The 23776-nt window shown below is 62.4% G+C and carries 22 protein-coding genes; 16 read left to right on the plus strand and 6 right to left on the minus strand.

The features are described from left to right. The first annotated feature begins 202 nt into the window (after positions 1–202). From PXK01_RS15365 to PXK01_RS15380, 4 genes are all read left to right on the plus strand, one after another. Positions 203–1219, plus strand: coding sequence for a calcium-binding protein (locus tag PXK01_RS15365; protein ID WP_274860756.1), 1017 nt, complete (start codon positions 203–205; stop codon positions 1217–1219). A 163-nt stretch (positions 1220–1382) separates the two neighbouring features. After that, complete coding sequence (gene hisC, locus PXK01_RS15370) at positions 1383–2474, plus strand: histidinol-phosphate transaminase (RefSeq protein ID WP_274860757.1); 1092 nt, start codon at positions 1383–1385, stop codon at positions 2472–2474. Further along, entirely contained in the window at positions 2471–3391 is a 921-nt protein-coding gene (locus tag PXK01_RS15375) for a prephenate/arogenate dehydrogenase family protein (RefSeq protein ID WP_274860758.1), read from the plus strand. Before hisC ends, PXK01_RS15375 begins: the two co-directional genes overlap by 4 nt. Then, positions 3388–4203: an extensin-like domain-containing protein gene (locus tag PXK01_RS15380; protein WP_274860759.1), complete on the plus strand. Its 816-nt coding sequence runs from the start codon at positions 3388–3390 to the stop codon at positions 4201–4203. Before PXK01_RS15375 ends, PXK01_RS15380 begins: the two co-directional genes overlap by 4 nt. Positions 4204–4568: 365 nt before the next feature. Here PXK01_RS15380 and PXK01_RS15385 read toward each other — a convergent pair whose 3' ends face one another. Further along, entirely contained in the window at positions 4569–5567 is a 999-nt protein-coding gene (locus tag PXK01_RS15385) for a DUF2125 domain-containing protein (protein ID WP_274860760.1), read from the minus strand. Between the two features lie 69 nt (positions 5568–5636). Between PXK01_RS15385 and PXK01_RS15390 the strand changes: the two genes are divergently transcribed. The 3 genes from PXK01_RS15390 to PXK01_RS15400 all read left to right on the plus strand — a co-directional run bounded on the left by PXK01_RS15390 (position 5637) and on the right by PXK01_RS15400 (position 9809). Next, complete coding sequence (locus PXK01_RS15390; RefSeq protein WP_274848618.1) at positions 5637–6167, plus strand: gamma-glutamylcyclotransferase; 531 nt, start codon at positions 5637–5639, stop codon at positions 6165–6167. A 78-nt stretch (positions 6168–6245) separates the two neighbouring features. After that, a complete protein-coding gene (locus PXK01_RS15395) occupies positions 6246–7430 on the plus strand; it encodes a biopolymer transporter ExbB (RefSeq protein WP_274848619.1) in 1185 nt (394 codons plus the stop codon). 3 nt (positions 7431–7433) lie between these two features. Continuing rightward, positions 7434–9809, plus strand: a complete 2376-nt coding sequence (locus PXK01_RS15400) for a peptidoglycan -binding protein (RefSeq protein WP_274848620.1) — start codon at positions 7434–7436, stop codon at positions 9807–9809. Positions 9810–9836: 27 nt separating this feature from the next. Here PXK01_RS15400 and PXK01_RS15405 read toward each other — a convergent pair whose 3' ends face one another. From PXK01_RS15405 to gloB, 3 genes are all read right to left on the minus strand, one after another. Then, positions 9837–10805, minus strand: coding sequence for a M23 family metallopeptidase (locus PXK01_RS15405; protein ID WP_274860761.1), 969 nt, complete (start codon positions 10803–10805; stop codon positions 9837–9839). Further along, positions 10805–13132: an ATP-dependent Clp protease ATP-binding subunit ClpA gene (clpA, locus tag PXK01_RS15410; RefSeq protein WP_274848621.1), complete on the minus strand. Its 2328-nt coding sequence runs from the start codon at positions 13130–13132 to the stop codon at positions 10805–10807. Before clpA ends, PXK01_RS15405 begins: the two co-directional genes overlap by 1 nt. Positions 13133–13311: 179 nt before the next feature. Further along, a complete protein-coding gene (gene gloB / locus PXK01_RS15415; protein ID WP_274860762.1) occupies positions 13312–14085 on the minus strand; it encodes a hydroxyacylglutathione hydrolase in 774 nt (257 codons plus the stop codon). A gap of 55 nt (positions 14086–14140) precedes the next feature. Between gloB and PXK01_RS15420 the strand changes: the two genes are divergently transcribed. From PXK01_RS15420 to PXK01_RS15450, 7 genes are all read left to right on the plus strand, one after another. Beyond that, positions 14141–14887: a class I SAM-dependent methyltransferase gene (locus PXK01_RS15420; protein ID WP_274848623.1), complete on the plus strand. Its 747-nt coding sequence runs from the start codon at positions 14141–14143 to the stop codon at positions 14885–14887. Positions 14888–15326: 439 nt separating this feature from the next. Continuing rightward, complete coding sequence (locus tag PXK01_RS15425) at positions 15327–15887, plus strand: F0F1 ATP synthase subunit delta (RefSeq protein ID WP_274848624.1); 561 nt, start codon at positions 15327–15329, stop codon at positions 15885–15887. Beyond that, positions 15888–17426 (plus strand): F0F1 ATP synthase subunit alpha, encoded by a 1539-nt coding sequence (gene atpA / locus PXK01_RS15430; RefSeq protein ID WP_274848625.1) that lies wholly within the window; start codon positions 15888–15890, stop codon positions 17424–17426. It abuts the gene before it with no gap. A 14-nt stretch (positions 17427–17440) separates the two neighbouring features. Continuing rightward, positions 17441–18316, plus strand: coding sequence for a F0F1 ATP synthase subunit gamma (locus PXK01_RS15435; RefSeq protein ID WP_274860763.1), 876 nt, complete (start codon positions 17441–17443; stop codon positions 18314–18316). Positions 18317–18338: 22 nt separating this feature from the next. Continuing rightward, the gene (gene atpD / locus PXK01_RS15440; RefSeq protein ID WP_274848627.1) at positions 18339–19763 is read left to right on the plus strand and encodes a F0F1 ATP synthase subunit beta; all 1425 of its coding nucleotides are present in this window, start codon (positions 18339–18341) and stop codon (positions 19761–19763) included. A gap of 11 nt (positions 19764–19774) precedes the next feature. Next, entirely contained in the window at positions 19775–20188 is a 414-nt protein-coding gene (locus PXK01_RS15445) for a F0F1 ATP synthase subunit epsilon (RefSeq protein WP_274848628.1), read from the plus strand. A 139-nt stretch (positions 20189–20327) separates the two neighbouring features. Continuing rightward, a complete protein-coding gene (locus tag PXK01_RS15450) occupies positions 20328–20678 on the plus strand; it encodes an H-type lectin domain-containing protein (protein ID WP_274848629.1) in 351 nt (116 codons plus the stop codon). A 68-nt stretch (positions 20679–20746) separates the two neighbouring features. On the opposite strand, the gene PXK01_RS15455 is transcribed toward PXK01_RS15450, so the two are convergent. Continuing rightward, the gene (locus PXK01_RS15455; protein ID WP_274848630.1) at positions 20747–21766 is read right to left on the minus strand and encodes a ribose-phosphate pyrophosphokinase; all 1020 of its coding nucleotides are present in this window, start codon (positions 21764–21766) and stop codon (positions 20747–20749) included. Positions 21767–21872: 106 nt separating this feature from the next. Here PXK01_RS15455 and PXK01_RS15460 point away from each other — a divergent pair, with 106 nt between their 5' ends. Together PXK01_RS15460 and PXK01_RS15465 are read left to right on the plus strand one after the other, a co-directional pair. After that, on the plus strand, positions 21873–22469 hold the full coding sequence (locus PXK01_RS15460; protein WP_274860764.1) for a 2-hydroxychromene-2-carboxylate isomerase: 597 nt from the start codon (positions 21873–21875) through the stop codon (positions 22467–22469). A 5-nt stretch (positions 22470–22474) separates the two neighbouring features. Continuing rightward, positions 22475–23287 (plus strand): alpha/beta fold hydrolase, encoded by an 813-nt coding sequence (locus PXK01_RS15465; protein ID WP_274860765.1) that lies wholly within the window; start codon positions 22475–22477, stop codon positions 23285–23287. A gap of 52 nt (positions 23288–23339) precedes the next feature. Here PXK01_RS15465 and PXK01_RS15470 read toward each other — a convergent pair whose 3' ends face one another. Then, positions 23340–23747 carry a hypothetical protein gene (locus PXK01_RS15470; RefSeq protein WP_274860766.1) on the minus strand — a complete coding sequence of 136 codons (408 nt, stop codon included), beginning with the start codon at positions 23745–23747 and terminating at the stop codon, positions 23340–23342. Positions 23748–23776 lie beyond the last annotated feature (29 nt).

Consider the following 23776-nt stretch of genomic DNA (forward strand, 5'->3'; position numbering starts at 1 on the left):
GGTGTCCCAAGGTCTTCCTCTCGGCCATCGCGCTCGCAGCCGTCGTTATCTACTGGTTATGAATCCTGACCCTAGAAAAGAAGAACCATGAAATAACATCAAGATCAGAATGATGGCAAAGCCAATTTCTTGCGTCAGAACCCCAAGTTGTTGTCATATGGAATAACACACATTGCTGGTATCTCTGACCTTGGGGGGAAAGATGGCTACTATCACCGCATATGATTCGTTCAATTTGAATAATTTAAATCTCAACTATCTGATCACCAACCAGACAGACTTCTATTTTGAAAATAATGTGTATGGAGTTTTTAATGGGGTGGCCTACGAAGATGTTCTGGAAATCGAGTATTACTATTACGGTTATTCCTACATGGTCTTTGGCGGTCACGGAGTAACTTGGGCAGCGGACTATTCTTTTCCCACGGGCGGAACGGTGACCGGATTTCTTGAAGGCTATTACATCGGTTCGACGTTTCACTATGCCTATACGGTCGAAGACATATCCGTCAGTGCCATCCAGATCTTCAGCGCTGCATCGACGTCTTCTAGAGCGGATGATTTTGCACTGATCGCCAGGGCCCTGTCGGGGAGCGACTCGATTACAATGTCGTCCGGCTCGGACTATATGCGCGGCTATGGCGGATCGGATGTCCTGCGCGGACTGGGAGGGAACGATAGTCTGATCGGCGATGGGGGCGATGACGTGGTGCTGGGCGGCTCTGGTGCAGACACTCTTGTTGGTAATTCCGGAAATGATCGCCTACTGGGGCAGGCCGGCAATGACGCTCTATTCGGTGGCAGCGGGCATGACGATATGGATGGAGGCACGGCTCGTGATCGGGTCAGCGGTGGCGGAGGACGTGATACCCTCAAGGGTGGCGGCGAGGAGGACCTTCTCTATGGTCAGGGCGGCGGTGACAGGATCCTTGGGCAAGCAGGTCGCGATACCCTTTTCGGAGGCAGGGGAAATGACATCCTCTCTGGTGGGGGCGGGGTGGATGAATTCGCGTTCTATCGCCGGGATGGGCACGACACGATCACCGATTTTGATGCGGCCCGAGAGCATATTCTGATCTACAATGGTGCAAGTCGTTTTGGTCAGCTTGATATTCAGCAAATTGGCAACAACGTTGAGATTGGTTTTGCGAATACTACGATTACCGTTCTCGACGCTGAGGTGTCAGATTTTACGGGTGACGTCTTCGATTTCGTGTAACCAGAGCGGAGACAAGGCAGCCGAACGACCGTGAGCCTGCACGGATTGAGGTGGCTGTGAACTGTGGATGGCAAGGTGCTCGAGATGCGTAACAATGCATCTTGCGGCTTTTCGATTGCGGCGCACAGGGTTAAGAACGGGGCGGAACCAAGGAGTCCGTCATATGACCCAGATCACACCGCAGCCCGGTATCATGGACATCGCTCTCTATCAGGGCGGGGCTGCCCATGTGGAGGGGGTGAGCAATACGATCAAGCTCTCCTCCAATGAGAACCCGTTCGGCCCCAGCCCGCGCGCCATCGAGGCAATGCGCGAGGCCGCGGCCAAGATGCATCGCTATCCCAGTTCGGATCATGCCGAACTGCGCGCTGCGATCGGAGAGGTTCACGGGCTCAATCCTGCGCAGATCATCTGCGGCGCAGGCAGTGACGAGATCATTGCCTTCCTCTGCCAGGCCTATGTGGGGCCGGGGGACGAGGTGCTTTATACCGAACACGGCTTTGCCATGTACCGCATCAGCGCCCAGGCAGCGGGGGCAACGCCGGTGGAGGTGCGCGAGCGCGAACGCGTCACCGATGTGGATGCGCTGCTGGCGGGCTGCACGGATCGCACCAAGCTGGTCTTTATCGCCAATCCCAACAATCCCACGGGCACCATGATCGGCGCCGCCGAAGTGGCGCGCCTTGCCGATGGCATCCCGGACGGGGCGCTTTTGGTGCTGGATGGCGCCTATGCCGAATATGTCGAAGGGTTCGATGCAGGCGCCGAGCTGGTAGCAGAGCGAAAAAATGTCTTCATGACCCGCACCTTCTCCAAGATCTACGGGCTGGGTGGGGCGCGCATCGGCTGGGGCTATGGCCCGCAGGAGATCATCGACGTGCTGAACCGGCTGCGCGGCCCCTTCAACGTGTCCTCCACCGCGCTGGCGGGGGCGGAGGCCTCGGTGCGCGATAGCGATTATGTCGCCCATTGCCGGGCCGAGAACGCGAAATGGCGCGGCTGGCTGGCCGATGCGCTGGCGGAACTGGGGGTGCCGTCCGATACCTCCTGCACCAATTTCATCCTGGCCCGTTTCGCCAGCCAGGCAGAGGCGGAAGCCTGTGATGATTACCTCAAGGCGCGAGGCCTGATCGTGCGTCGGGTGGCGGGCTACAACCTGCCCAATGCCCTGCGCATCACCATCGGGGACGAGGCCGCCTGCCGCGCCGTGGCCGCCGCCGTCAAGGCCTTTAAGGCCGGGGAGGGTGCAGCATGAGCATGCCCGTCTACAACCGCGTTGCGCTGATCGGTCTGGGCCTGATTGCCTCGTCGATGTTCTGGGCGATGAAACGCGCCGGGCTGGCCGGTGAGGTCACCGGATATGCCCGCAGTTCCGAAACCCGCGAGACCGCGCGCCGGATCGGGCTGTGTGACCGCGTCTGTGACAGTGCCGTCGAGGCGGTCGAGGGCGCCGACCTCGTGGTGCTTTGCGTGCCGGTGGGCGCCATGGGTGCCGTGATGGAAGAGATCTCCGCCGCGCTGATGCCCGGTGCCACGGTTTCGGACGTGGGGTCTGTCAAGCGCCATGTGATCGAGGCGGTGTCACCCCATATCCCCGAAGGCGTGCATTTCGTCCCGGCCCACCCCCTGGCCGGGACCGAGCATTCCGGCCCCGAGGCGGGCTTTGCCGAACTGTTTGACAACCGCTGGAGCCTGTTGGTGCCGGTGGAAGGCACGGATCCCGATGCCGTTGCACGTCTGCGGGCGCTGTGGGAGGGCATGGGCGCCAATGTGGATGAAATGGACGCCGATCACCACGATCTGGTTCTGGCCGTCACCAGCCATGCGCCGCACCTTATCGCCTATACGATGGTGGGTGTTGCGGATGATCTGCGCCGAGTGACCGACAGCGAGGTGATCAAGTATTCGGCTGCCGGTTTCCGCGATTTCACCCGTATCGCGGCCTCGGACCCCACCATGTGGCGCGATGTCTTCCTGACCAACAAGGACGCGACGCTGGAGATCCTGGGCCGGTTCACCGAGGAGCTTTTTGCGCTTCAACGGGCGATCCGCACCGGTGATGGTGAGCATCTGCACCAGTATTTCACCCGCACCCGCGCTATTCGTCGCGGCATCATCCAGGCGGGCCAGGATACGGATGCGCCGGATTTCGGCCGGGCCAAGAAACCATGATCGCGCGGCTGGCAGCCCTTTTCGGCCTCTTGGCTGCCAGCTCGGTAGCCGCCCTTGCGCCGGAAACCTCGCTGCGGCCTTCCTTGCGCCCGGTTGCGGAGCAGGGTGTTGCGACGCTTGACCCAGAGCCGCTTCGCCCGCAGGGGCGCCCGCTGTCGGATCAGAGGCTTGCCCTGGCCACGATGGGGGAGGCTGCGTTGCAGCCCTCGGCTCTGGGCCAATCGCTGCGCCCGCTGCTGCGTCCAGATGCGGTGATCGAGCAGGCTCTGTTCAAGCGGCGCAAGCTGCGCAAAGGCTCGGTCTGCGGCGATATCGACATTCAGGGAGAACCGGTCGGAGCCGTTTCCGGCACCTTGCCGGGATGCGGCACGCAGTCTGCGGTTCGTGTGCGCTCGATCTCTGGTGTGCGTCTCAGCACGCCTTCGGTGATGCATTGTGATCTGGCCAAGGCTCTCAATCGCTGGGTCAGCCGCGACGTGGAAAAGGCCTTCGGTCGCCGCAACAAGGTGGTATCGCTGAGGGTGGCGGCCCATTATGCCTGCCGGACCCGCAACAACCGCCCCGGGGCGCGGATCTCGGAACACGGCAAGGCACGGGCGATCGATATCTCGGGGTTCACGCTTGAGGACGGGCAGACCGTGACCGTGCTGAAGGGCTGGCAAAGCCGCAAGACGAAGAAAAAGCTGAGCAAGATCTGGAAAGCCGCCTGCGGACCTTTCGGCACTGTCTTGGGGCCAGAGGCGGACCGGTATCACAAGGATCACTTCCATCTCGATGTGGCGCGTCACCGCGGCGGGGCCTATTGCCGCTAGCATCTGGGTTTTTCAGAGCGTCTAGAGCTGTCACGCCGGGTCTGTTTTTTCTCAAGTCGTTGCTTTGTAATTCTATTTTTTGGCCTATCTCATGCCCAAACCGCAGTTGCGTCACGTCGGTGGTGCCGTGTGGATGGGTCCTGAATCTAAGGGGGGCGGCGGATCGACGGTGGGGCTCCCGCCACTGAAAGCGCCCCAGCCTTTTGGCTGTGACGATATCCAGTGTTGGGCCGGGCAGCCCGCGATGCGGGCTGCTGCGCCGCGCATCCGCGCGGCGCTCGGCCCAACGGGCGAGGGGTAGTCTTTGACTGTCCCCGAGCCGGGCGGGAGCCTTTGAAGCATCTCCAGCCAGCGCGCCCTAATGGTCATGGAAGAAGGATACGAGGTGCCTGTCCCAGCGGCAGGGGCCCGAGATACATCTGCCCGCGCGTCATCGAAAGGGTTGCCCGCAGATCCTGACCCTCTCCGTTGATGTCAGCCAACAGGCCGAGGATGCGTTCGCTCATGGCTTTGCTGCTTGGCGGTAGCAGTCCCGCCTGCTCGGCCAGCCGCAGCAGTTCGGACCAGTTCCGTGCCGTGAGCGCCACTTGGCCGCTTGGGAGGCCGCTCTCATCCAGCTCGATTGTCCCCGTGGCGTCAAACGCTGCCGCGCCCCATCGGACCTGGGCCAGCGTCAACTCTATCTGGCGTGGTTGCGGGCGACGCAGCTCGATTGCGCGCCGGTCCCATGCGGCGTCAAAGAGAACATCGGCCTCCAACACAAGGTCGATTGGCCTGTTCTCTGTGGATTCGGGTGTCGTCAACGACCGCCCTGCTCGCCCTTGCAATTGCAGCGCCGATGCCGTCCCTGTGACGTGGTAGCGTCTGGCGACATCGCCCTCCAGCAGCTTCAGGATCAGGGAGTGTCCCGTCACGCCGCCCTGATCGGTGTCGGACAGGTGCCATGGCCCGGACTGCAAGGTCAGGCCCGTGACCGACAGTGCGGCCCCTGGGGCGAGGTCAAGATTGACGGTCATGTCACTGGCCTGCAGCGAGAGTGTCTTGTCGAAGCGAGACAGGCGTTGCGAGCCGGGCGGGAAGGTGATCGCCACTGTCCCCGGAACGAGTGCGGGGCGTTGCAGGTGGATCCAGGCGCCGCTCCAGGCAATGCCGGTTCCCGGATCTGCAAGCACCGGGGTCAACACCCGCGCGCCATGATCCAGCGGGAAGCCGAAGCTATCCATCCCGCCATATTCTGCCAGCCATCCCTGTCGGGCCTGCTCTGAAAACCAGGCGCTGATGTCATGCCGCAAGCCCCAGGCGCCCACCGCCCAGTAGAGGGTCCAGATCAGCCCTGCGGTCAGCAGGTATTTCGCCATTCGCATGCCAAAGAGCCTCTTTTGTCTCGGGCGGAATTGCTGTTTACAGACAGGGATCAGAAAGGACCAGTTGCCATGACCATGTGGGTGTTCGGATATGGGTCGTTGTTGTGGAATCCGGGGTTTCCCGTGGCGCGGCGCGAGGTGGCGACGCTGCACGGCTATGCGCGTTCCTTCTGCATGAGCTCGATCCACCATCGCGGCACCGAGGAAAAGCCCGGTCTGGTCCTGGCTCTGGATCAGCTGGACAATACCCGCTGCACCGGATTGGCTCTGGCGGTCGAACGCGGCGCGGAGCAGGATACGCTCGCCTACCTGCGGGAGCGGGAGCTGGTCTCATCGGCCTATCTGGAGCGCACTCTTGAGGTGGAATTGCACAGCGGCGATCTGGTCACCGCGGTGACCTATGTGATCGACCCCGATCATGTGCAGTATTGCGGCGGGATGAGCCTGGAAGACCAGGCGCGTATCATTGCCCATGCCGTGGGCGGGCGCGGCCCGAACACCGAATACCTCTATAATACCGCCAGCCATCTGGCAGAGATCGGCCTCAATGATGAAGATCTGGACTGGCTGGCCGCCCGCGTGCGCCAGATTACAGCATAAAGCCTTGGCCTTGCAGTCTCTTTCCCTATAGGCTGCAGGCGCGAGAAGAGCACGACCAAGCGGCAGGAGCCCCTAAAGATGGCGCAGCCAGACGGCAAGATCAGGCCCCAGTTTTCCCAGCCGGTGCGGCAGGTCATATTGATGTTGATCGCGCTGGGGCTTGCGGGCTTTGGCGCCTTCGTGGCCTTGCCGCGGGTGCTGCCGGTATTTCAGGCAAACCCGTGGCTCAACGGCTTTATCCTGGTGGTGTTCATCATCGGGGTTCTGGCCTGTTTCTGGCAGGTGGTGCAGCTGATCGGCTCGGTCCGCTGGATCGAGAGCTTTGCCGCAGGTGGCACCCGGGGCGAAGGGCGCGCGCCCTCGATGCTGGCACCGCTGGCCTCGCTTCTACGTTCGCGCGGGGCGCGGATGCAGCTTGGCTCCTCCTCCACCCGCTCGATCCTGGATTCTGTGGCGACGCGGATCGACGAGGATCGCGAGATCACGCGGTACATCGTCAACCTGCTGATTTTCCTGGGCCTTCTGGGGACGTTCTACGGTCTTGCCACCACCGTGCCTGCGGTGGTCGACACCATTCGCAGCCTGGCCCCGCGCGAGGGGGAGGAAAGCCTTGATATCTTCAACCGCCTGATGACGGGCCTTGAGGCGCAGCTCGGAGGCATGGGCGTGGCCTTTGCGTCCTCCCTTCTGGGGTTGGCGGGATCGCTGATCGTGGGGTTGCTGGAGCTGTTCGCGGGCCATGGACAGAACCGGTTCTATCGCGAGTTGGAGGAATGGCTCTCGACCTTTACCCGTGTCAGCTTTTCTTCTGGCGAAGAAGGGCACGGTGACAGCGGCGTGGTCTCCGAGGTGCTCGATACCATGGCCGAGCAGATGGATGCGCTGCAGGGCATGTTCGCCGCCACCGCCCAGGGGCGGGTTGCGGTCGAGGAAAAACTCTCGCAGCTGGTCGATAGTATCAACGACATGAACCGCCGCCAGGAACAGTCCGAGGCGCTCAGTGCCGCCCTGGAACGGGTGGCCGTGGGGCAGGAGACCCTGACCGAGATCATGCGTGCCCATGGCGATGTGGGGCTTGATGCCGAAAGCCGGATGCGCCTGCGCTCGATCGATGTGCAGATGCTGCGGATCCTTGAAGAGATTTCCGCCGGACGCCAAGAGAGCCTGGCCGAGCTGCGCAAGGATATCGACCTGATGGTCAAGGCCTTTGCGCCGCCACGCGGCACGCATCGCACCGTCCCGCCCTCCGGGGACGAGGGCTGATCCATGGCCCTGTCCCGGCGCACAGGACAGCGGTTTCAGGCCTCGATCTGGCCGGGTTTCGTGGATGCGATGACCGGGCTATTGCTGGTGCTGATGTTCGTGCTGACGATCTTCATGATCGTGCAATTCGTCCTGCGCGAAACCATCACCGGTCAGGAAAGCGAACTGGATGAGCTGTCCGCCGAAGTGCAGGCCCTGGCCAATGCGCTGGGGCTGGAAGAGCGGTCAAACAACCTTCTGACCGCCCGCTTGGGGGCGTTGAACGCGACCCTGAACACCACCCAGTCCGATTTGCAGCAGGCGCAGGCACAGCTGACCGAACAGCGGACGCTCATTGCAGCCCTCACAACCGAACGGGACGCCCAGGCCGCGGATCTGGCGGCGGCGCAAAGCCGGATCACCGCATTCGAGGCGCAGGTGGCCGCGATGATCGCCGATCGTGACGCGGCCGCGGCGCGGATTGCCGGGCTCACCGCCGAACGCACCGCTCTGGAAGAGGGCCGCAGCAGGCTCCTGAGCGAACAGGAGGCCTTGAACCTGGCGCTGGCCCAGGCCCGCGATGAGATCGACGCCGGGGTCGAGGCCGCCCGCCTGGCCGCCGCCCGGCGCGAGGCGCTGGAGGCGATGATCGCGCAGCTTGAAAGCGAAGGTGCGGCGCAGGCCGATGCGCTGGCGGATCTGAAGGAGCGCCTCAGCGACGAGGAAACCGCCCGCCTGGCCGAGGCTGCCGCGGCTGAGGCTTTGCGCAAGAAGCTGGAAGATGCCGATGCGGAGCTGACCGCTATGACCCTGTCGCTGGAGGCGCAGCGCAAAAACGCCGAGGAGACGTTGACCCTACTGGCGGCAGCCGATGCAGCCAAGGCCGCACTTGATGCCAAGCTGGAAGAGGCGCTGTCGGCGCTGGAGGCCGCCCGCGCTCAGTCGCAGGAGCGGGACGAGCTGGCCGAGCGCCTGACACGGGTGCTGGCGCAGCTGGAAGTCAGCCAGTCCGAAGCCGAGGCGCGGGTCAGTGCGCTTGAGGCGGAACTCGGCCGGGTGCGCGCCGATGCCGATGCCACCCGCAGCAGGTTGACTGCCGATCTGCAGGCCGCCCGGCAGGAGGCCGCGGGCACACGGGACGAGCTGGAGGCGGAGCTGGCACGTCAGCAGGCGGCCTCGGTGCAGACGCAATCCCAATACAAGGATGAACTGGCCCGGCTGCAGGCGGAACACGCAAGCGCCCGCGCCGCCCTCGAAGAGCAACTGGAACGCATCAGCGCCGCAGCCGAAGAGACGCGCCGCGCCCTGGAGGCGGATCTGGCCCAGCTGCGAACCGATGCGGCCAGCCTGCAGGCGGGGCTTGAGGCGCAGCTGGATCAGGCGCGCGCGGATCTTGCGGCGGCCCGCAGTGCCACCAGTTCAACGGAAGAGGACCGCGCGGCCATCGAACGACGTCTCCTGGCGGCGCTGGAGGCTTTGGAGAACGCGCAGGCCGCAGCCAGCGACAAGGATCTGCTGCAGCAGCGTCTGCTGGCCGCGCTCAATGCCCAAAGGGATGCGGAGACCAGCGCGCAGGAGCAGCTGACCCTGGCCGAGGAACGCGCGGCTTTGCTGGCCCAGGCACGTGCGGCCCTGGCAGAACAGAAGCAACTGTCGACCAAGGCGCAAGCCGAGGCGGCGCTGCTCAACCAGCAGATCGCGGCGCTGCGGGAACAGTTGGGCAGCCTGCAGGCCATTCTGGACGATTATCAGGAACGGGATGCAGCCCAGCAGGTGCAGCTGCAGAACCTGGGTCAGGATCTGAACGCGGCGCTGGCCCGGGCCGCCTCCGAGGAACGCAGGCGCCGGATCCTGGAAGAACAGGAACGCAAGCGGCTGGAGGCCGAAGCCGCTGCCCTGGCCAACAGGGCGCAGGATCTGGAGAACAAGGCGCAGGATCTGGAGCGCTACCGGTCAGAATTCTTTGGCCGTCTGCGCGATGTGCTGGGCAGCCAGGCCGGGGTGCGGATCGAGGGGGACCGGTTCGTCTTTGCCTCCGAGGTTCTGTTTGCACCGGCCAGCGCCGAACTCTCCGAAGCGGGTAAGGCCGAGATCGCCAAGGTGGCGCGGATCCTGCAAAGCGTGGCTGCCGCGATCCCGCCAGAACTCAACTGGATCATCCGGGTTGATGGGCATACCGACAGTACCAAGCTGCTGGGACACCCCAAGTTCAAGGACAATTGGGAGCTGAGCCAGGGCCGTGCCCTGTCGGTGGTGCGCTACATGATCGAGGCGCTTGGCATTCCGCCGGATCGGCTGGCGGCGAATGGATTTGGCGAATACCAGCCGGTGAACCCCGCCAATACCCCCGAGGCGCATTCGCAGAACCGGCGGATCGAGTTGAAGTTCACCGAACGCTAAGAGCGAAGGGAGCAGGGGTGGATTGCCTCAGAACCGAACGGGACGGATGATCCGGTCGATCTCCTTTCCGTCGCGCATCAGCCGCGCGATGCCGGTATAAAGACCCGCAGGCCAGGAGGGCGCGCGCAGCCGCTTTCCCGCTGCCCGGAAGAACTGCGCCTGGTCCTTCTTCAAGTTCACCTTCTGATCGATCACGGCGCCATTCGGCCCCTCGATCATCAGGGAAACGATATCTCCCTCTCGGCCGCCAAAGGCATATATCCAGAATACCAGGGCAGGAGCCTGTGCCGTGACAGCGCCGTGAGCTGCGGTCGCGGCACCGGATTTCACCTCTGCGTAATCGGGAACGTCGGTGCTGAAGCCTGCGCCAATGAAACCGGCGGCGGAATAGGCGACGGGCTGTTTCCACAGCATGGGCGCGTCAGTGGCGCCGCAGGTTGCGTTTGAAACGGGCAGGAAAGGGTCGATGACCTCTCCGTCCTTGCGCACGGACAGGTGCAGGTGGGGGAACTGTGTCTGCCCTGACAGGCCGACCTGGCCCAGGGTGGTGCCCGCAGTAACCTTGTCGCCCTTCTTGACCCGAAGCGAGCCCTTTTTCATGTGGCAATACTGGGTTTCCCAGCCATTCGCATGACGCAGCAGAACACCATTGCCGCATTCGACCCCCTTCAGTTCGGGGGCGTCTTCCTTGCTGGCATATTGGTCAGCCATACCATCCCGCGTGCCTGCAACCACGCCGTCCGCCGCTGCGCGCACGCGCACGCCACGATGCATGTCGCTGAGATAGGGCAGGGCGATGTCGGTGCCCTTATGGCCGTCATAGCTGAGGTCGTTGCACGTGAAGTCCTGCGCGCCGGGGCCCGGGTCGCGATCGACATATTGCTGGATATGGCAGGTCTCGCCGAGGGTGCAGTCGATGGGCCAGGAGAGAACGAAATCGCCCGCCGCAACAGGTGCGGCGAGCGACGAAAACAGCGCAAGGAGCGTGCGATACATCAGTCTGCGGTCAAGAGCGGCGGCTTGTCACCCGAGATACGGGGCTTGCCGGGACCTTCGAGGCGCAGATCGATCTCGCCATCCTTGATGCCGACCTTGACGAGACCGCCCTTGGTGAGCTTGCCAAAGAGCAGTTCCTCGGCGAGGGGTTTCTTGATGTGCTCCTGAATGACCCGGCCCAGGGGACGGGCGCCCATCTTGTCGTCATAGCCCTTGTCGGCCAGCCATTCGGCGGCCTTGCGGGTCAGCTCGATGGTGACATTGCGGTCCATCAGCTGGGCCTCAAGCTGCAGCACGAATTTCTCGACCACCTGCAGGATGACCTCTTTCGGCAGCGGTGCGAAGGAGATCACCGCATCCAGACGGTTGCGGAATTCGGGTGTGAAGGTGCGCTCGATGGCGGCGGTGTCCTCGCCCTCGCGGCGGTCGCGGCCAAAGCCGATGGCGGCCTTTGCCATATCCGATGCGCCTGCGTTGGAGGTCATGATCAGGACCACGTTGCGGAAGTTCACGGTGCGACCGTTGTGATCGGTGAGCTGCCCGTTGTCCATCACCTGAAGCAGGATGTTGAAGACATCGGGGTGGGCCTTTTCGATCTCGTCCAGCAGCAGCACGCAGTGGGGGTGCTGGTCGACGCCATCGGTCAGAAGACCGCCCTGATCAAAGCCGACATAGCCCGGAGGCGCACCGATCAGACGCGAGACCGCGTGTTTCTCCATATATTCCGACATGTCGAAACGCAGAAGTTCCACGCCCAGGGTATCGGCCAGCTGTTTGGCGACCTCGGTCTTGCCCACCCCGGTGGGGCCGGCGAAGAGATAGTTGCCGATGGGTTTTTCCGGCTCGCGCAGGCCGGCCCGCGCCAGTTTGATGGCGCTGGACAGGGCATCGATGGCATCGTCCTGACCGAAGACCACCCGTTTGAGCGATTTCTCCAGATCCTTCAGCACCTCTGCATCGTCCTTGGAGACGCTTTTGGGCGGGATGCGGGCGATCTTGGCGACGACCGCCTCGACCTCCTTGACGCCGATGGTCTTGCGGCGCTTGCTTTCCGGCACCAGATGCTGCGCGGCGCCGGCTTCATCGATCACGTCGATGGCCTTGTCCGGCAGCTTGCGGTCGTTGATGTAGCGCGCCGACAGTTCTACCGCCGATTTCACCGCATCGGTGGTGAATTTCACGCTGTGATGCTCTTCGAAATAGGGTTTCAGCCCTTTCAGGATGGCAATTGCATCCTCGACGGTGGGTTCGTTCACGTCGATCTTCTGGAACCGGCGCGACAGGGCACGGTCCTTTTCGAAATGCTGACGGAATTCCTTGTAGGTGGTCGATCCCATGGTGCGCAGCTTGCCGCCCTGAAGCGCAGGCTTCAGCAGGTTGGAGGCATCCATGGCGCCGCCGGATGTGGCGCCGGCGCCGATCACGGTGTGGATCTCGTCGATGAACAGGACCGCGTCGGGGTGCGCTTCGAGCTCGGTCACAACGGCCTTCAGGCGTTCCTCGAAATCGCCGCGATAGCGGGTGCCTGCCAGCAGCGCGCCCATGTCGAGCGAATAGATCGTGGTTTCCGACAGAACCTCGGGCACTTCGCCTTGCACGATCTTGCGGGCCAGCCCTTCGGCGATGGCGGTCTTGCCGACGCCGGGATCGCCGACCAGCAGCGGGTTGTTCTTGCGGCGGCGGCACAGCACCTGGATGCAGCGCTCGACCTCATGGCTGCGGCCGATCAGCGGGTCGATATCGCCTTCGCGCGACTTGGCATTGAGGTCGACGCAGTATTTCGCCAGCGCGCTTTCCTTCTTTTCACCCTCGCTTGCGGCCTGCGCCTGAGGCTCTTCCTCGGCCTCATGGGCGCCGGTGACCGGGCGCGGTTCGCCAAAGGCGGGATCCTTGGCCACGCCATGGGCGATGAAATTCACCGCGTCATAACGGGTCATGTCCTGATCCTGCAGGAAGTAGGCGGCATCGCTTTCGCGTTCGGCAAAGATCGCGACCAGCACATTGGCGCCCGTGACTTCGGTACGGCCTGAGCTTTGGACATGGATGGCGGCACGCTGGATCACGCGCTGGAAGGCGGCGGTGGGCACGGCCTCGCTGCCATCGATGTCGGTGACCAGGTTCGACAGGTCCTCATCCACGAAGGTCACCAGGGAGGAGCGCAGCTCATCCAGGTCAACGCTGCAGGCGCGCATCACGCGGGCGGCGTCCGGTTCGTCGAGCAGCGCCAGCAGCAGATGTTCCAGCGTTGCGAATTCGTGTCGCCTTTCATTCGCCAGCGCCAGCGCTGCGTGAATGGCTTGTTCCAATGTGCTCGAGAATGAAGGCACGGGCGTGCTCCTCTGTCTTGGGTTGAGGGGGCGGGGCGGTCCGTTAACCATCCTTCCCCTACCTCAACCATGGCCTCATAGTGTTAGAGTTTGGTTGATAGAGCCCGGTCTTCAAGCGGTTTCTTTCATTTTTCAGTCACATTTATTTCGGGCCGGGTAGAAATCACGCAGGTGCCGGCTCAGAAATTGTCCTTGCGCTTGCGGATTTCCGCAAAAACATCAACGGCTTCTGCCCCTTCCATGCCGATGGAGGCCTGAACTTCGGGCAGATGGGCACGCAGAAAGGGATTTGTGTCAATTTCCAGCCGCAGCGACGAGGGCACCGTGGGCTGACCGGCGGCGCGGGCGGCCTCGATCTCCGCCACACGGGATTGCAGGGCAGGGTTCTGCGGCTCGATGGTGATCGCGAAGGCGGCATTGGACTGGGTGTATTCGTGGCCCGAGTAGACGATGGTCTGCGCAGGCAGGGCGGCCAGTTTCGAAAGGCTTTGCCACATCTGCTGAGGCGTGCCTTCAAACAGGCGGCCGCAGCCCAGGGCCATCAGGCTGTCGGCGGTAAAGACCGCGTGGCTGTCCGGAATATGAAAGGCGATATGCCCGACGGTATGGCCAGAGACATCCAGCACCGCGACCGCGTGGCCGAACAGATCGAAGCTTTCGCCATCTGCAACCGCCCGGTCCAGGGGCGGCAGCCGGTGGGCATCGGCGCTGGCGCCGGTCACCGTGGCGCCATAGGTGCTGCGCAGCTCTTCGGTGCCGTCGATATGGTCCCAGTGGTGGTGGGTCAGCAGGATCTCGTCCAGGCCCCAGTCACGCTCTGCCAGGGCGGCCTTGATGGCCGCGGGTTCGGGGGCATCGACCAGCGCGGTCTTTCCGCTGGCGCGGTCGTGCAACAGAAAGGCGTAGTTGTCGGACAAGCAGGGAACGGTGACGATTTCAAGGGGCATGGTCATTCGCTTTTTCATTGCTAAACTGCCCCCAGAGTGACGCAAGCAGCAGGCGCCCGCAATGCATCTTGATGTGCAGGATTTGAGGAATTTCTACTATCGCAGCACCCTGGGGCGGGCCGCACAGGCGTCGGTCCGTGCGCGATTGTTGCAGATGTGGCCCGAGGCGGCGGGGCAGACCGTGGCGGGGTTCGGCTTTGCAGCGCCCCTGTTGCGCCCCTATCTGGCCGAGGCGCGGCGGGTATTGGCCTTGATGCCGGGACCGCAGGGCGTGATGCAATGGCCTGCGGGGATGCCCAATGTGTCGGTCCTGTGCGAGGAAACCCGCTGGCCGATCGATACGGGCCGGGTGGACCGGCTGGTGATGCTGCACGGGCTTGAAACTTCGGAGCGGCCCTCGCACCTGCTGGAAGAGGCCTGGCGCGTGTTGGGGCCCGGGGGCCGCGCGATCTTCATTGTGCCGAACCGGGCAGGGTTTTGGGCGCGCTCTGATCGCACCCCCTTTGGCTATGGGCGCCCCTACACGCTGATCCAGCTGGAGAACCAGCTGCGGCTGCATCAATTCACCATCGAGCGGCACACGGCGGCGCTGTACCGCTTGCCCAGCTCCCGCCGCTTCTGGCTGAAGTCCGGCGCATTGATGGAGCGTATGGGGGAGCGGCTGCCCGCGATGCTGGCCGCAGGAGTCTTCATGGTCGAGGTCAGCAAGCAGACCCATCAGCAGCGCGGTCTGATGACGCGGGTGAAGCGGTCCAACCCGATCCGGGTGCTGGAGGGGCTGTCCAACCCGATTGGCGAACCGGCTTGACGGTCGCTGCCGGTACCGGTTGATCCCAGCCGCAGCGATGTACTGCCACGCGGGCAAAGCCAGCTTGATCGGGCTGATTCCCACTCCGTTACCCGCGCCGCACGCGTTCCGAAAGACGGGGTGCGGATGGCGCAAATGCTGCACGAAGGGGGAACAAATCTCGTTTTGGGACGTTCAGGAATCGCAAATTAATGAACGAAACGTCTATTTTTTGACACCAGTTGCACGGGCAAAGGGCCGCAGTTTTGCTAAGGTATTGAAAATACTTAATTCAGTCATTTTGCCGTTACCGTTATAGGCAGTTGATAGGAGGGGATCGCTCTGCTACATCCACGCTGATTTCGATGACCTGCCGTAACGGTGGGCTGACTCACACCCCCGGGTGCTGCCTGTTTCCAGGTGCGCAGACCGGGGCCAAAATAATATCGGAAGGGTGGACGTGTCCGAACCAGCTTCGATTTCTGCAGGCATCGCCGCGCGCTATGCCACAGCGGTCTTTGAGATCGCTGAAGAGAACAAGGCGCTCGATAGCCTTGAGACCAGCATCAACGACCTGGCAGCTGCGCTGGCTGACAGTGAAGACCTTCAAAATCTGATCAGCTCGCCCCTGGTGACGCGTGAAGAGCAGGCCGCAGCGATCACCGCTGTTGCAGCAAAGATGGGGCTTGATCCCGTCCTGGGCAATACCCTGTCGCTGATGGCCGCCAAGCGCCGTCTGTTCGTGGTGCCCGCGCTGATCGAGGCGCTGCGCGCCAGCCTGGCCGAGGCCCGCGGTGAAGTCACCGCAGAGGTGACCTCTGCCAAGGCGCTGACCAAGACCCAGAGCGACAAGCTGGCCAAGACCCTGGCCGCGCGCGTGGGCAAGAAAGTTACCATCAATGCAACCGTCGATGAAAGCATCATTGGCGGTCTCGTCGTTAAAGTGGGCTCGAAGATGATCGACAGCTCGATCCGCTCCAAGCTCAACTCCCTACAGAACGCAATGAAAGAGGTCGGATAAATGGGTATCCAAGCAGCAGAGATTTCTGCGATCCTGAAAGACCAGATCAAGAATTTTGGTCAAGAAGCAGAGGTGGCCGAGATCGGTCGCGTGCTGAGCGTTGGTGACGGTATCGCCCGCGTCTACGGCCTCGACAACGTTCAGGCCGGCGAAATGGTCGAGTTCCCCGGCGGCATCATGGGCATGGCGCTGAACCTCGAAGCCGACAACGTCGGTATCGTGATCTTCGGCTCGGACCGCGACATTAAAGAAGGTGACGTGGTCAAGCGCACCAACTCGATCGTGGACGTTCCGGTTGGCCCCGAACTGCTGGGTCGCGTTGTGGACGGTCTGGGCAACCCGCTGGACGGCAAGGGCCCCATCGAATCCAAGGAACGCGGCATCGCCGACTCCAAGGCGCCGGGCATCATCCCGCGTAAATCGGTGCACGAGCCGATGGCAACCGGCCTCAAGTCCGTGGACGCGATGATCCCGATCGGCCGTGGCCAGCGTGAACTTATCATTGGCGACCGTCAGACCGGTAAAACCGCCGTTGCTCTGGACGCCATCCTGAACCAGAAGGTCTACAACGACGCCGCAGGCGACGATGAGTCCAAGAAACTGTACTGCGTCTACGTTGCTGTCGGCCAGAAGCGTTCCACCGTTGCCCAGCTGGTGAAGAAGCTGGAAGAAAACGGCGCGATGGACTACTCGATCGTGGTTGCCGCAACCGCGTCCGACCCGGCACCGCTGCAGTTCCTGGCACCCTATGCCGCAACCGCGATGGCCGAATACTTCCGTGACAACGGCAAGCACGCGCTGATCATCTATGATGACCTGTCCAAGCAGGCTGTTGCATATCGTCAGATGTCCCTGCTGCTGCGCCGTCCGCCGGGCCGTGAAGCCTATCCGGGTGACGTTTTCTACCTCCACTCCCGCCTGCTGGAACGTTCGGCCAAGCTGAACGAAGACTTCGGCGCCGGTTCGCTGACCGCTCTGCCCGTCATCGAAACCCAGGGCGGCGACGTGTCGGCCTTTATTCCGACCAACGTGATCTCGATCACCGACGGCCAGATCTTCCTGGAAACCGAACTGTTCTACCAGGGCATCCGTCCCGCCGTGAACACCGGTCTGTCGGTTTCGCGTGTGGGCTCCTCGGCCCAGACCAACGCGATGAAATCCGTTGCCGGTCCGGTGAAACTGGAACTGGCTCAGTACCGCGAAATGGCGGCCTTCGCCCAGTTCGGGTCCGACCTCGACGCCGCGACCCAGCAGCTGCTGAACCGTGGTGCGCGTCTGACCGAGCTGATGAAGCAGCCCCAGTACGCACCGCTGACCAACGCTGAAATCGTCTGCGTGATCTTCGCGGGCACCACCGGCTACCTCGACAAGATCGCCGTCAAGGACGTGGGTCGTTACGAGGCAGGCATGCTGGCGCACCTGCGTGGCAAGCACCAGGATCTGCTGGATTGGATCACCAACGAAGATCCCAAGATCAAGGGCGATGCCGCCGACAAGATCAAAGCCGCGCTGGACGAATTCGCAGCTGACTTCGCTTAAGGGGGGACGAGGCAATGCCGAGTCTTAAGGACCTTAAAAACAGGATCGAGTCGGTCAAATCGACCCGCAAGATCACAAAAGCCATGCAAATGGTGGCCGCGGCGAAACTTCGCCGCGCCCAGGAAGCTGCCGAAGACAGCCGTCCCTATGCCAAGCGGTTCAACGCCGTGATGGCCTCTCTGGCGGCTTCGGTCGGTGACAGCGACGCAGCGCCCAAGCTGCTGCGCGGCACCGGAAGCGATCAGGTGCAGCTGCTTGTCGTAATGACGGCCGAGCGTGGTCTGTGTGGCGGTTTCAACGCCAACATCGCCAAGCTGGCCCGTCAGAAGGCGACAGAGCTGAAAGCCGCCGGCAAGACGGTCAAGATCCTGACCGTCGGCAAGAAAGGCCGCGACGCCCTGCGCCGCGACTTTGCTGCCGATTTTGTCGGCCACGTGGACCTGAGCGAAGTCAAGCGCATCGGCTATGCCAATGCGCAGAGCGTCGCGAAGGACATCCTGACCCGTTTCGACGCTGGTGAATTCGATGTTGCCACGATCTTCTACGCGGAGTTCGTCAACGTTGTGACCCAGGTGCCGACGGCGCAGCAGATCATTCCGGCCTCCTACGAGGGCGGCGAAGCCGAAGAGAGCTCGGCGGTATACGATTACGAGCCCAGCGAAGAGGCGATCCTCGCCGACCTGCTGCCCCGTGGCGTATCCACCCAGATCTTTGCGGCGCTGCTGGAAAATGGCGCATCCGAACAGGGTGCCCGGATGAGCGCGATGGACAATGCGACCCGCAACGCGGGCGATATGATCGACAAGCTGACCATCGAGTTCAACCGTTCCCGCCAGGCCGTGATCACCAACGAGCTGATTGAAATTATTTCGGGCGCCGAGGCGCTCTAAGAGACAACCGGAGACCAATCACATGGCAAATGCAAAAGGCAAGGTGGTTCAGATCATCGGCGCCGTTGTCGACGTCCAGTTTGACGACGAGCTGCCCGCGATCCTGAACGCCCTCAACACCGACAACAACGGTAAGAATCTGGTTCTGGAAGTTGCGCAGCACCTGGGCGAAAACACCGTCCGTACCATCGCAATGGACGCAACCGAAGGTCTGGTTCGTGGCCAGGAAGTGACCGACACCGGCGCGCCGATCTCGATCCCGGTTGGCAACGCCACCCTGGGCCGCATCCTGAACGTCGTCGGCGAGCCCGTTGACGAGCAGGGCCCGGTCGAAGCGGAAGAAACCCGCCCGATCCACGCCGCAGCACCCGAGTTCAACGACCAGTCGACCGAGTCGGAAATCCTGGTGACCGGCATCAAGGTGATCGACCTGCTCGCACCCTACTCCAAGGGTGGTAAGATCGGCCTGTTCGGCGGCGCCGGCGTGGGCAAGACCGTTCTCATCATGGAACTGATCAACAACATCGCAAAGGTGCACTCGGGCTTCTCCGTGTTCGCCGGTGTTGGTGAACGGACCCGTGAAGGTAACGACCTCTACCACGAGATGATCGAATCCAACGTGATCAAGCCCGACAACCTGTCGGAATCGCAGGTTGCGCTGGTTTACGGTCAGATGAACGAGCCTCCGGGTGCCCGTGCCCGTGTTGCGCTGACCGGTCTGACCCTGGCCGAACAGTTCCGCGACCAGTCCGGTACCGACGTTCTGTTCTTCGTGGACAACATCTTCCGCTTTACCCAGGCGGGTTCCGAGGTGTCGGCTCTGCTCGGCCGTATTCCTTCGGCGGTGGGCTACCAGCCGACCCTGGCAACCGACATGGGCGCCATGCAGGAACGCATCACCTCCACCAAGAACGGCTCGATCACCTCGATCCAGGCTGTGTACGTTCCCGCGGATGACCTTACCGACCCTGCACCTGCAACCACCTTTGCGCACCTTGACGCAACCACGGTTCTGAGCCGTGCGATCTCCGAGCTGGGCATCTACCCGGCCGTTGACCCGCTCGACTCCACCTCGCGTCTGATGGATCCCTCGATCGTTGGCGAAGAGCACTACAAAGTGGCTTCTGACGTTCAGCAGATCCTCCAGCGCTACAAGTCGCTGCAGGACATCATCGCCATTCTCGGCATGGACGAACTGTCCGAAGAGGATAAGCTGACCGTGGCCCGTGCCCGTAAGATCCAGCGTTTCCTCTCGCAGCCGTTCGACGTTGCGAAGGTCTTCACCGGTTCTGACGGCGTTCAGGTTCCGCTGGAAGACACCATTTCCTCGTTCAAGGCAGTTGTGGCTGGCGAATACGACCACCTGCCCGAAGGCGCCTTCTACATGGTTGGCGGTATCGAAGAGGTGAAGGCAAAAGCCGAGAAAATGGCTGCTGAGGCGGCCTAAGGAGGGCCCTGATGGCTGATACCATGCAATTCGACCTCGTGAGCCCGGAGCGGAGCCTTGCTTCGCTTCAGGTGAGCGCGGTTCAGATCCCCGGCGCGGAAGGCGACATGACGGCTATGCCGATGCATGCGCCGACCATCACCACCATGCGCCCGGGTGTCCTGCGGGTCGAAAGCCCCCAAGGCACTTCGGAGTATGTGGTCACCGGCGGCTTTGCCGAAATCGGCTCCGAGGCTCTCTCGGTTCTGGCCGAAAAGGCAATCCCGATGGATGAAATGACCCGTGCGCACCTGGATGAGCTGATCGAGGAAGCGCGCGAGACCTACCGGACCGCAAAGGAAGAAGAGCAGCCCCACGACATCGTCGAGGAAGCCGCGAAGCTCCTGGCGGACATGGAGGCCCTTGGCACCCACATGAGCCTGTAACGGGTTCTGCGCCAAGGCGGATAACACATTGTAAACCGGTCCCTTCTGGGGCCGGTTTTCTTTTGCGTGCCAGGGTGATTTTATGCTGAGTTGAAAATACGACTTTAGAACAATCAAAAGCAGTAGGACGTTCGCCAGCATGAAGAGACTGCGCAATCCCCGCACTGGGATCGATCAGGGGGATGTCCTGGTCTTTTCCGAGTTTGACAGCGGCGGCACCATGTGGACGGGGCAGGGCAACCGCGAGCGGCGCCAGTCGGTGCGCTTTGCCCAAAGCTATGCCAGCCCGCCTGCGGTGCATGTGTCGCTGTCAATGTGGGATATGGATACCGAAGCGGCGGTGCGTGCGGATCTATCGGCCGAAAACATCACCGAGACCGGGTTCGAGATCGTTTTTCGCACCTGGTCCGACAGCCGTATTGCCCGTGTGCGGGCCGCCTGGATGGCGATTGGCGATCTGCCGTTCGAAGATGATTGGGATGTCGATTAGGGGGCAATGAAAAGGCCCCGCGCAGAGGTTTGCGCAGGGCCTTGCGGTTTCGTTCCGGGCAGCCGCGATCACACGTGGCTGTAAAGCGACTCGTAGATCGGGATCAGGGTCTTGTCTTCAAACAGGGAAGAGACCGAGGTACCGTGCCAGATGTTCAGGATCGCCTGGGTGAACAGGGGCGCGGTGGGCAGGATGCGGATATTGGGGGCGCCCAGGACCGCTTCGGTCGGCTGGATGGTATCGGTCAGCACTAGGGACTTCATCACCGAGTTGGTCACACGTTCCACCGCGGGGCCGCTCATCACGCCATGGGTGATATAGGCGTGGACTTCCTTGGCGCCGTTGTCCAGCAGCACCTGCGCCGCCTTGCAAAGCGTGCCGGCGGTGTCGCACATGTCGTCCACGATCAGGCAGATCTTGTCGGTGACATCGCCGATCACGGTCATCTCGGCCACTTCACCGGGTTTCTCGCGGCGCTTGTCCACGATCGACAGCGGAGCGTTGATCCGCTTGGCCAGCTCACGGGCGCGGGCCACGCCGCCCACGTCGGGGGAGACGACCATCAGATCGGCCATGTTGTCCTTGAACTGATGCCGCACGTCCAGCGCGAAGATGGGCGAGGCATAGAGGTTGTCCACGGGAATGTCGAAGAAGCCCTGGATCTGCGCGGCGTGCAGATCCATGGTCAGGATCCGCTCGATCCCGGCGCCGGTCAGCATATTGGCGACCAGCTTGGCCGAGATCGGCGTGCGGGCCTTGGTGCGGCGGTCCTGGCGGGCGTAGCCGAAATAGGGGATCACAGCGGTGGTGCGGCGTGCAGAGGAACGGCGCAGCGCATCGGAGATGATCAAGAGCTCCATCAGGTTGTCATTGGCCGGGTTCGAGGTCGGCTGGACGATGAACATGTCCTCGCCGCGCACGTTCTCGTAGACCTCGACGAAGATCTCGCCGTCGTTGAACCGCTCGACACGGGCATCGACCAGACCCTGATCGACCCCGCGATGCAGGCTCATCCGGCGGGCAATGGAATTGGCAAGAGGAAGGTTGGCGTTCCCAGCGATAAGCTTGGGTTCGTTCATGGTCGGCATTGGCTGATATCCCCGGGCAGCAAGGCAATGTGACAGATTCGTGATATTGAACCCCGCTTAACATGTGCCTAGGGTCCAGCCTAGTTCTAAGCCGGAGAAAACCGACATGGCAGCCATCGATTTCTACTTCTCGACCCTTTCTCCCTATGCTTATCTGGCCGGAAACAGGCTGGAAAAGCTGGCAGAGCGGCATGCTGCCCAAATTACATACAAACCCTTCGATATCATGGCGCTGTTTCCGCGCACCGGGGGCACCCCTCCGAAAGACCGTCATCCTGCCCGCCAGGAGTACCGCCTGATCGAGCTTGAACGACAGGCCAGGAAGCTGGCGATGCCGATGAACCTCAAGCCTGCTCATTGGCCGACCAATGCGGCGCCATCGTCCTATGCGATCATTGCCGCCCAGAAGGCGGGTGGCGGTGATCTTGGCGCCCTGGTTCAGGGCGTGCTGCGGGCCTGCTGGGCCGAGGAGAAGGATATCGCCGAAGATGCCGTGATCCGCGACTGCCTGACCGCAGCCGGGTTTGATCCCGCGCTGGCGGACAGCGGCCTTCTGGTCGGGGCAGAGACGTATGGTCAGAACCTGGAAGATGCGGTTTCCGCTGGCGTTTTCGGCGCTCCTTTCTATATCACCGAAGACGGCGCCAAGTTCTGGGGCCAGGATCGGCTGGATGATCTGGACCGGCATCTATCGGAGCAGTAACCCATATGAGTGATCTGGTGCAGACCCTGCCGCAGCCCGTTTTCAGCCGTAGCTTCGGGAGTGGTCCGCGACAGATGCTGGCGGTGCATTGCTCGCTGGCGCATTCGGGCACCTGGCGCGGGTTTACAGAGGCGATGGAGGGTGCGGTAACCGTCAGCGCCTTCGATCTCCTGTCGCATGGGCGCAGTCCGGATTGGGACGGAGAGGGCGACTACCAGGACCGCAATACCGAGGCGGGGCTGTCGCTCATGCCCGATGAACCTGTCGATCTGATCGGTCACTCCTTTGGCGCGACCGTGGTTTTGCGCATGGCGCTGGCGCGCCCTGAAAAGGTGCGCAGCCTGATCCTGATCGAACCGGTGCTGTTCCGGGTGGCTCTGGAAGATGACCCCGAGGTGGCACAGCGCACTCGGGACGACAGCAAGCCTTTCATGGAGGCGTTTGCCGCCGGGGATGCCGCACTTGCAGCACGGCTGTTCAACCGGGCTTGGAGCTCCGGCGCGCCGCGCTGGCCGGACCTGCCCGAGGCGACGCGGGACGCGATGACACGGGCGATCCATATCGTTCCCGCCTGCGATGCGGCGGTCTATCAGGATCGGCCGGGCGTGTTGCGCCCCGGCGTGCTGCAGGGGCTGGATGTGCCGGTGCTGCTGCTGCGCGGCAGCGAGACGCAGCCGGTGATTGCCGTGGTCAACGAAGGCCTGGCACAGCGTCTGCCCAACGCCCGCTCCGAGGTGATCGCGGGTGCAGGGCATATGGTATCGATCACCCACCCGGCGGAAACCGCTGCCGCGGTTCGCGCCTTCTGGGGCGACTGAGACCAGCAGAACTACCCCGGAAAGCAGGGTTGTGCCCTCCGGGGACGGGCGGTCAGATGGTATCGATCGTGGTAACGGTTTCCCGGAAGTAGTCGATCTGTCCGGCCTCTTCATGGGTGATGATATAGGTGACGCTGTTCACCATTCCGTTCCGCCTTGGATAGAAGAACTCCTGTTCCATCCGCGTCATGGCCCAACCGTCGCAGAGCGTTTTCGTGGTGAGATCCCGAATGCGCGTGCCTTGCGGAAAGATCTCTTGACCCAGCCGTTGCAGGACTGGCCCGAAGGCGCCCATGCCCCGCGCCTGCTGCCAGGCGGTGTCCGCATCGTCTTTGTAGTGATCGATGCGAAAGTCGATATCTTCCGCCAAAAGGGTGAGGATCGCAGGATCTCCGGCTTCGAACAGGCGCAAGACCTGTTCGATCAGAGGGGCTTGGGTGACAGATGCCGCAGGTTGCATGAAGGGCTCCTTGAATGAGTGCAGTGGAT

It is taken from the genome of Phaeobacter sp. PT47_59 (genome assembly GCF_028890025.1).
Taxonomy (GTDB): Bacteria; Pseudomonadota; Alphaproteobacteria; order Rhodobacterales; family Rhodobacteraceae; genus Phycobacter.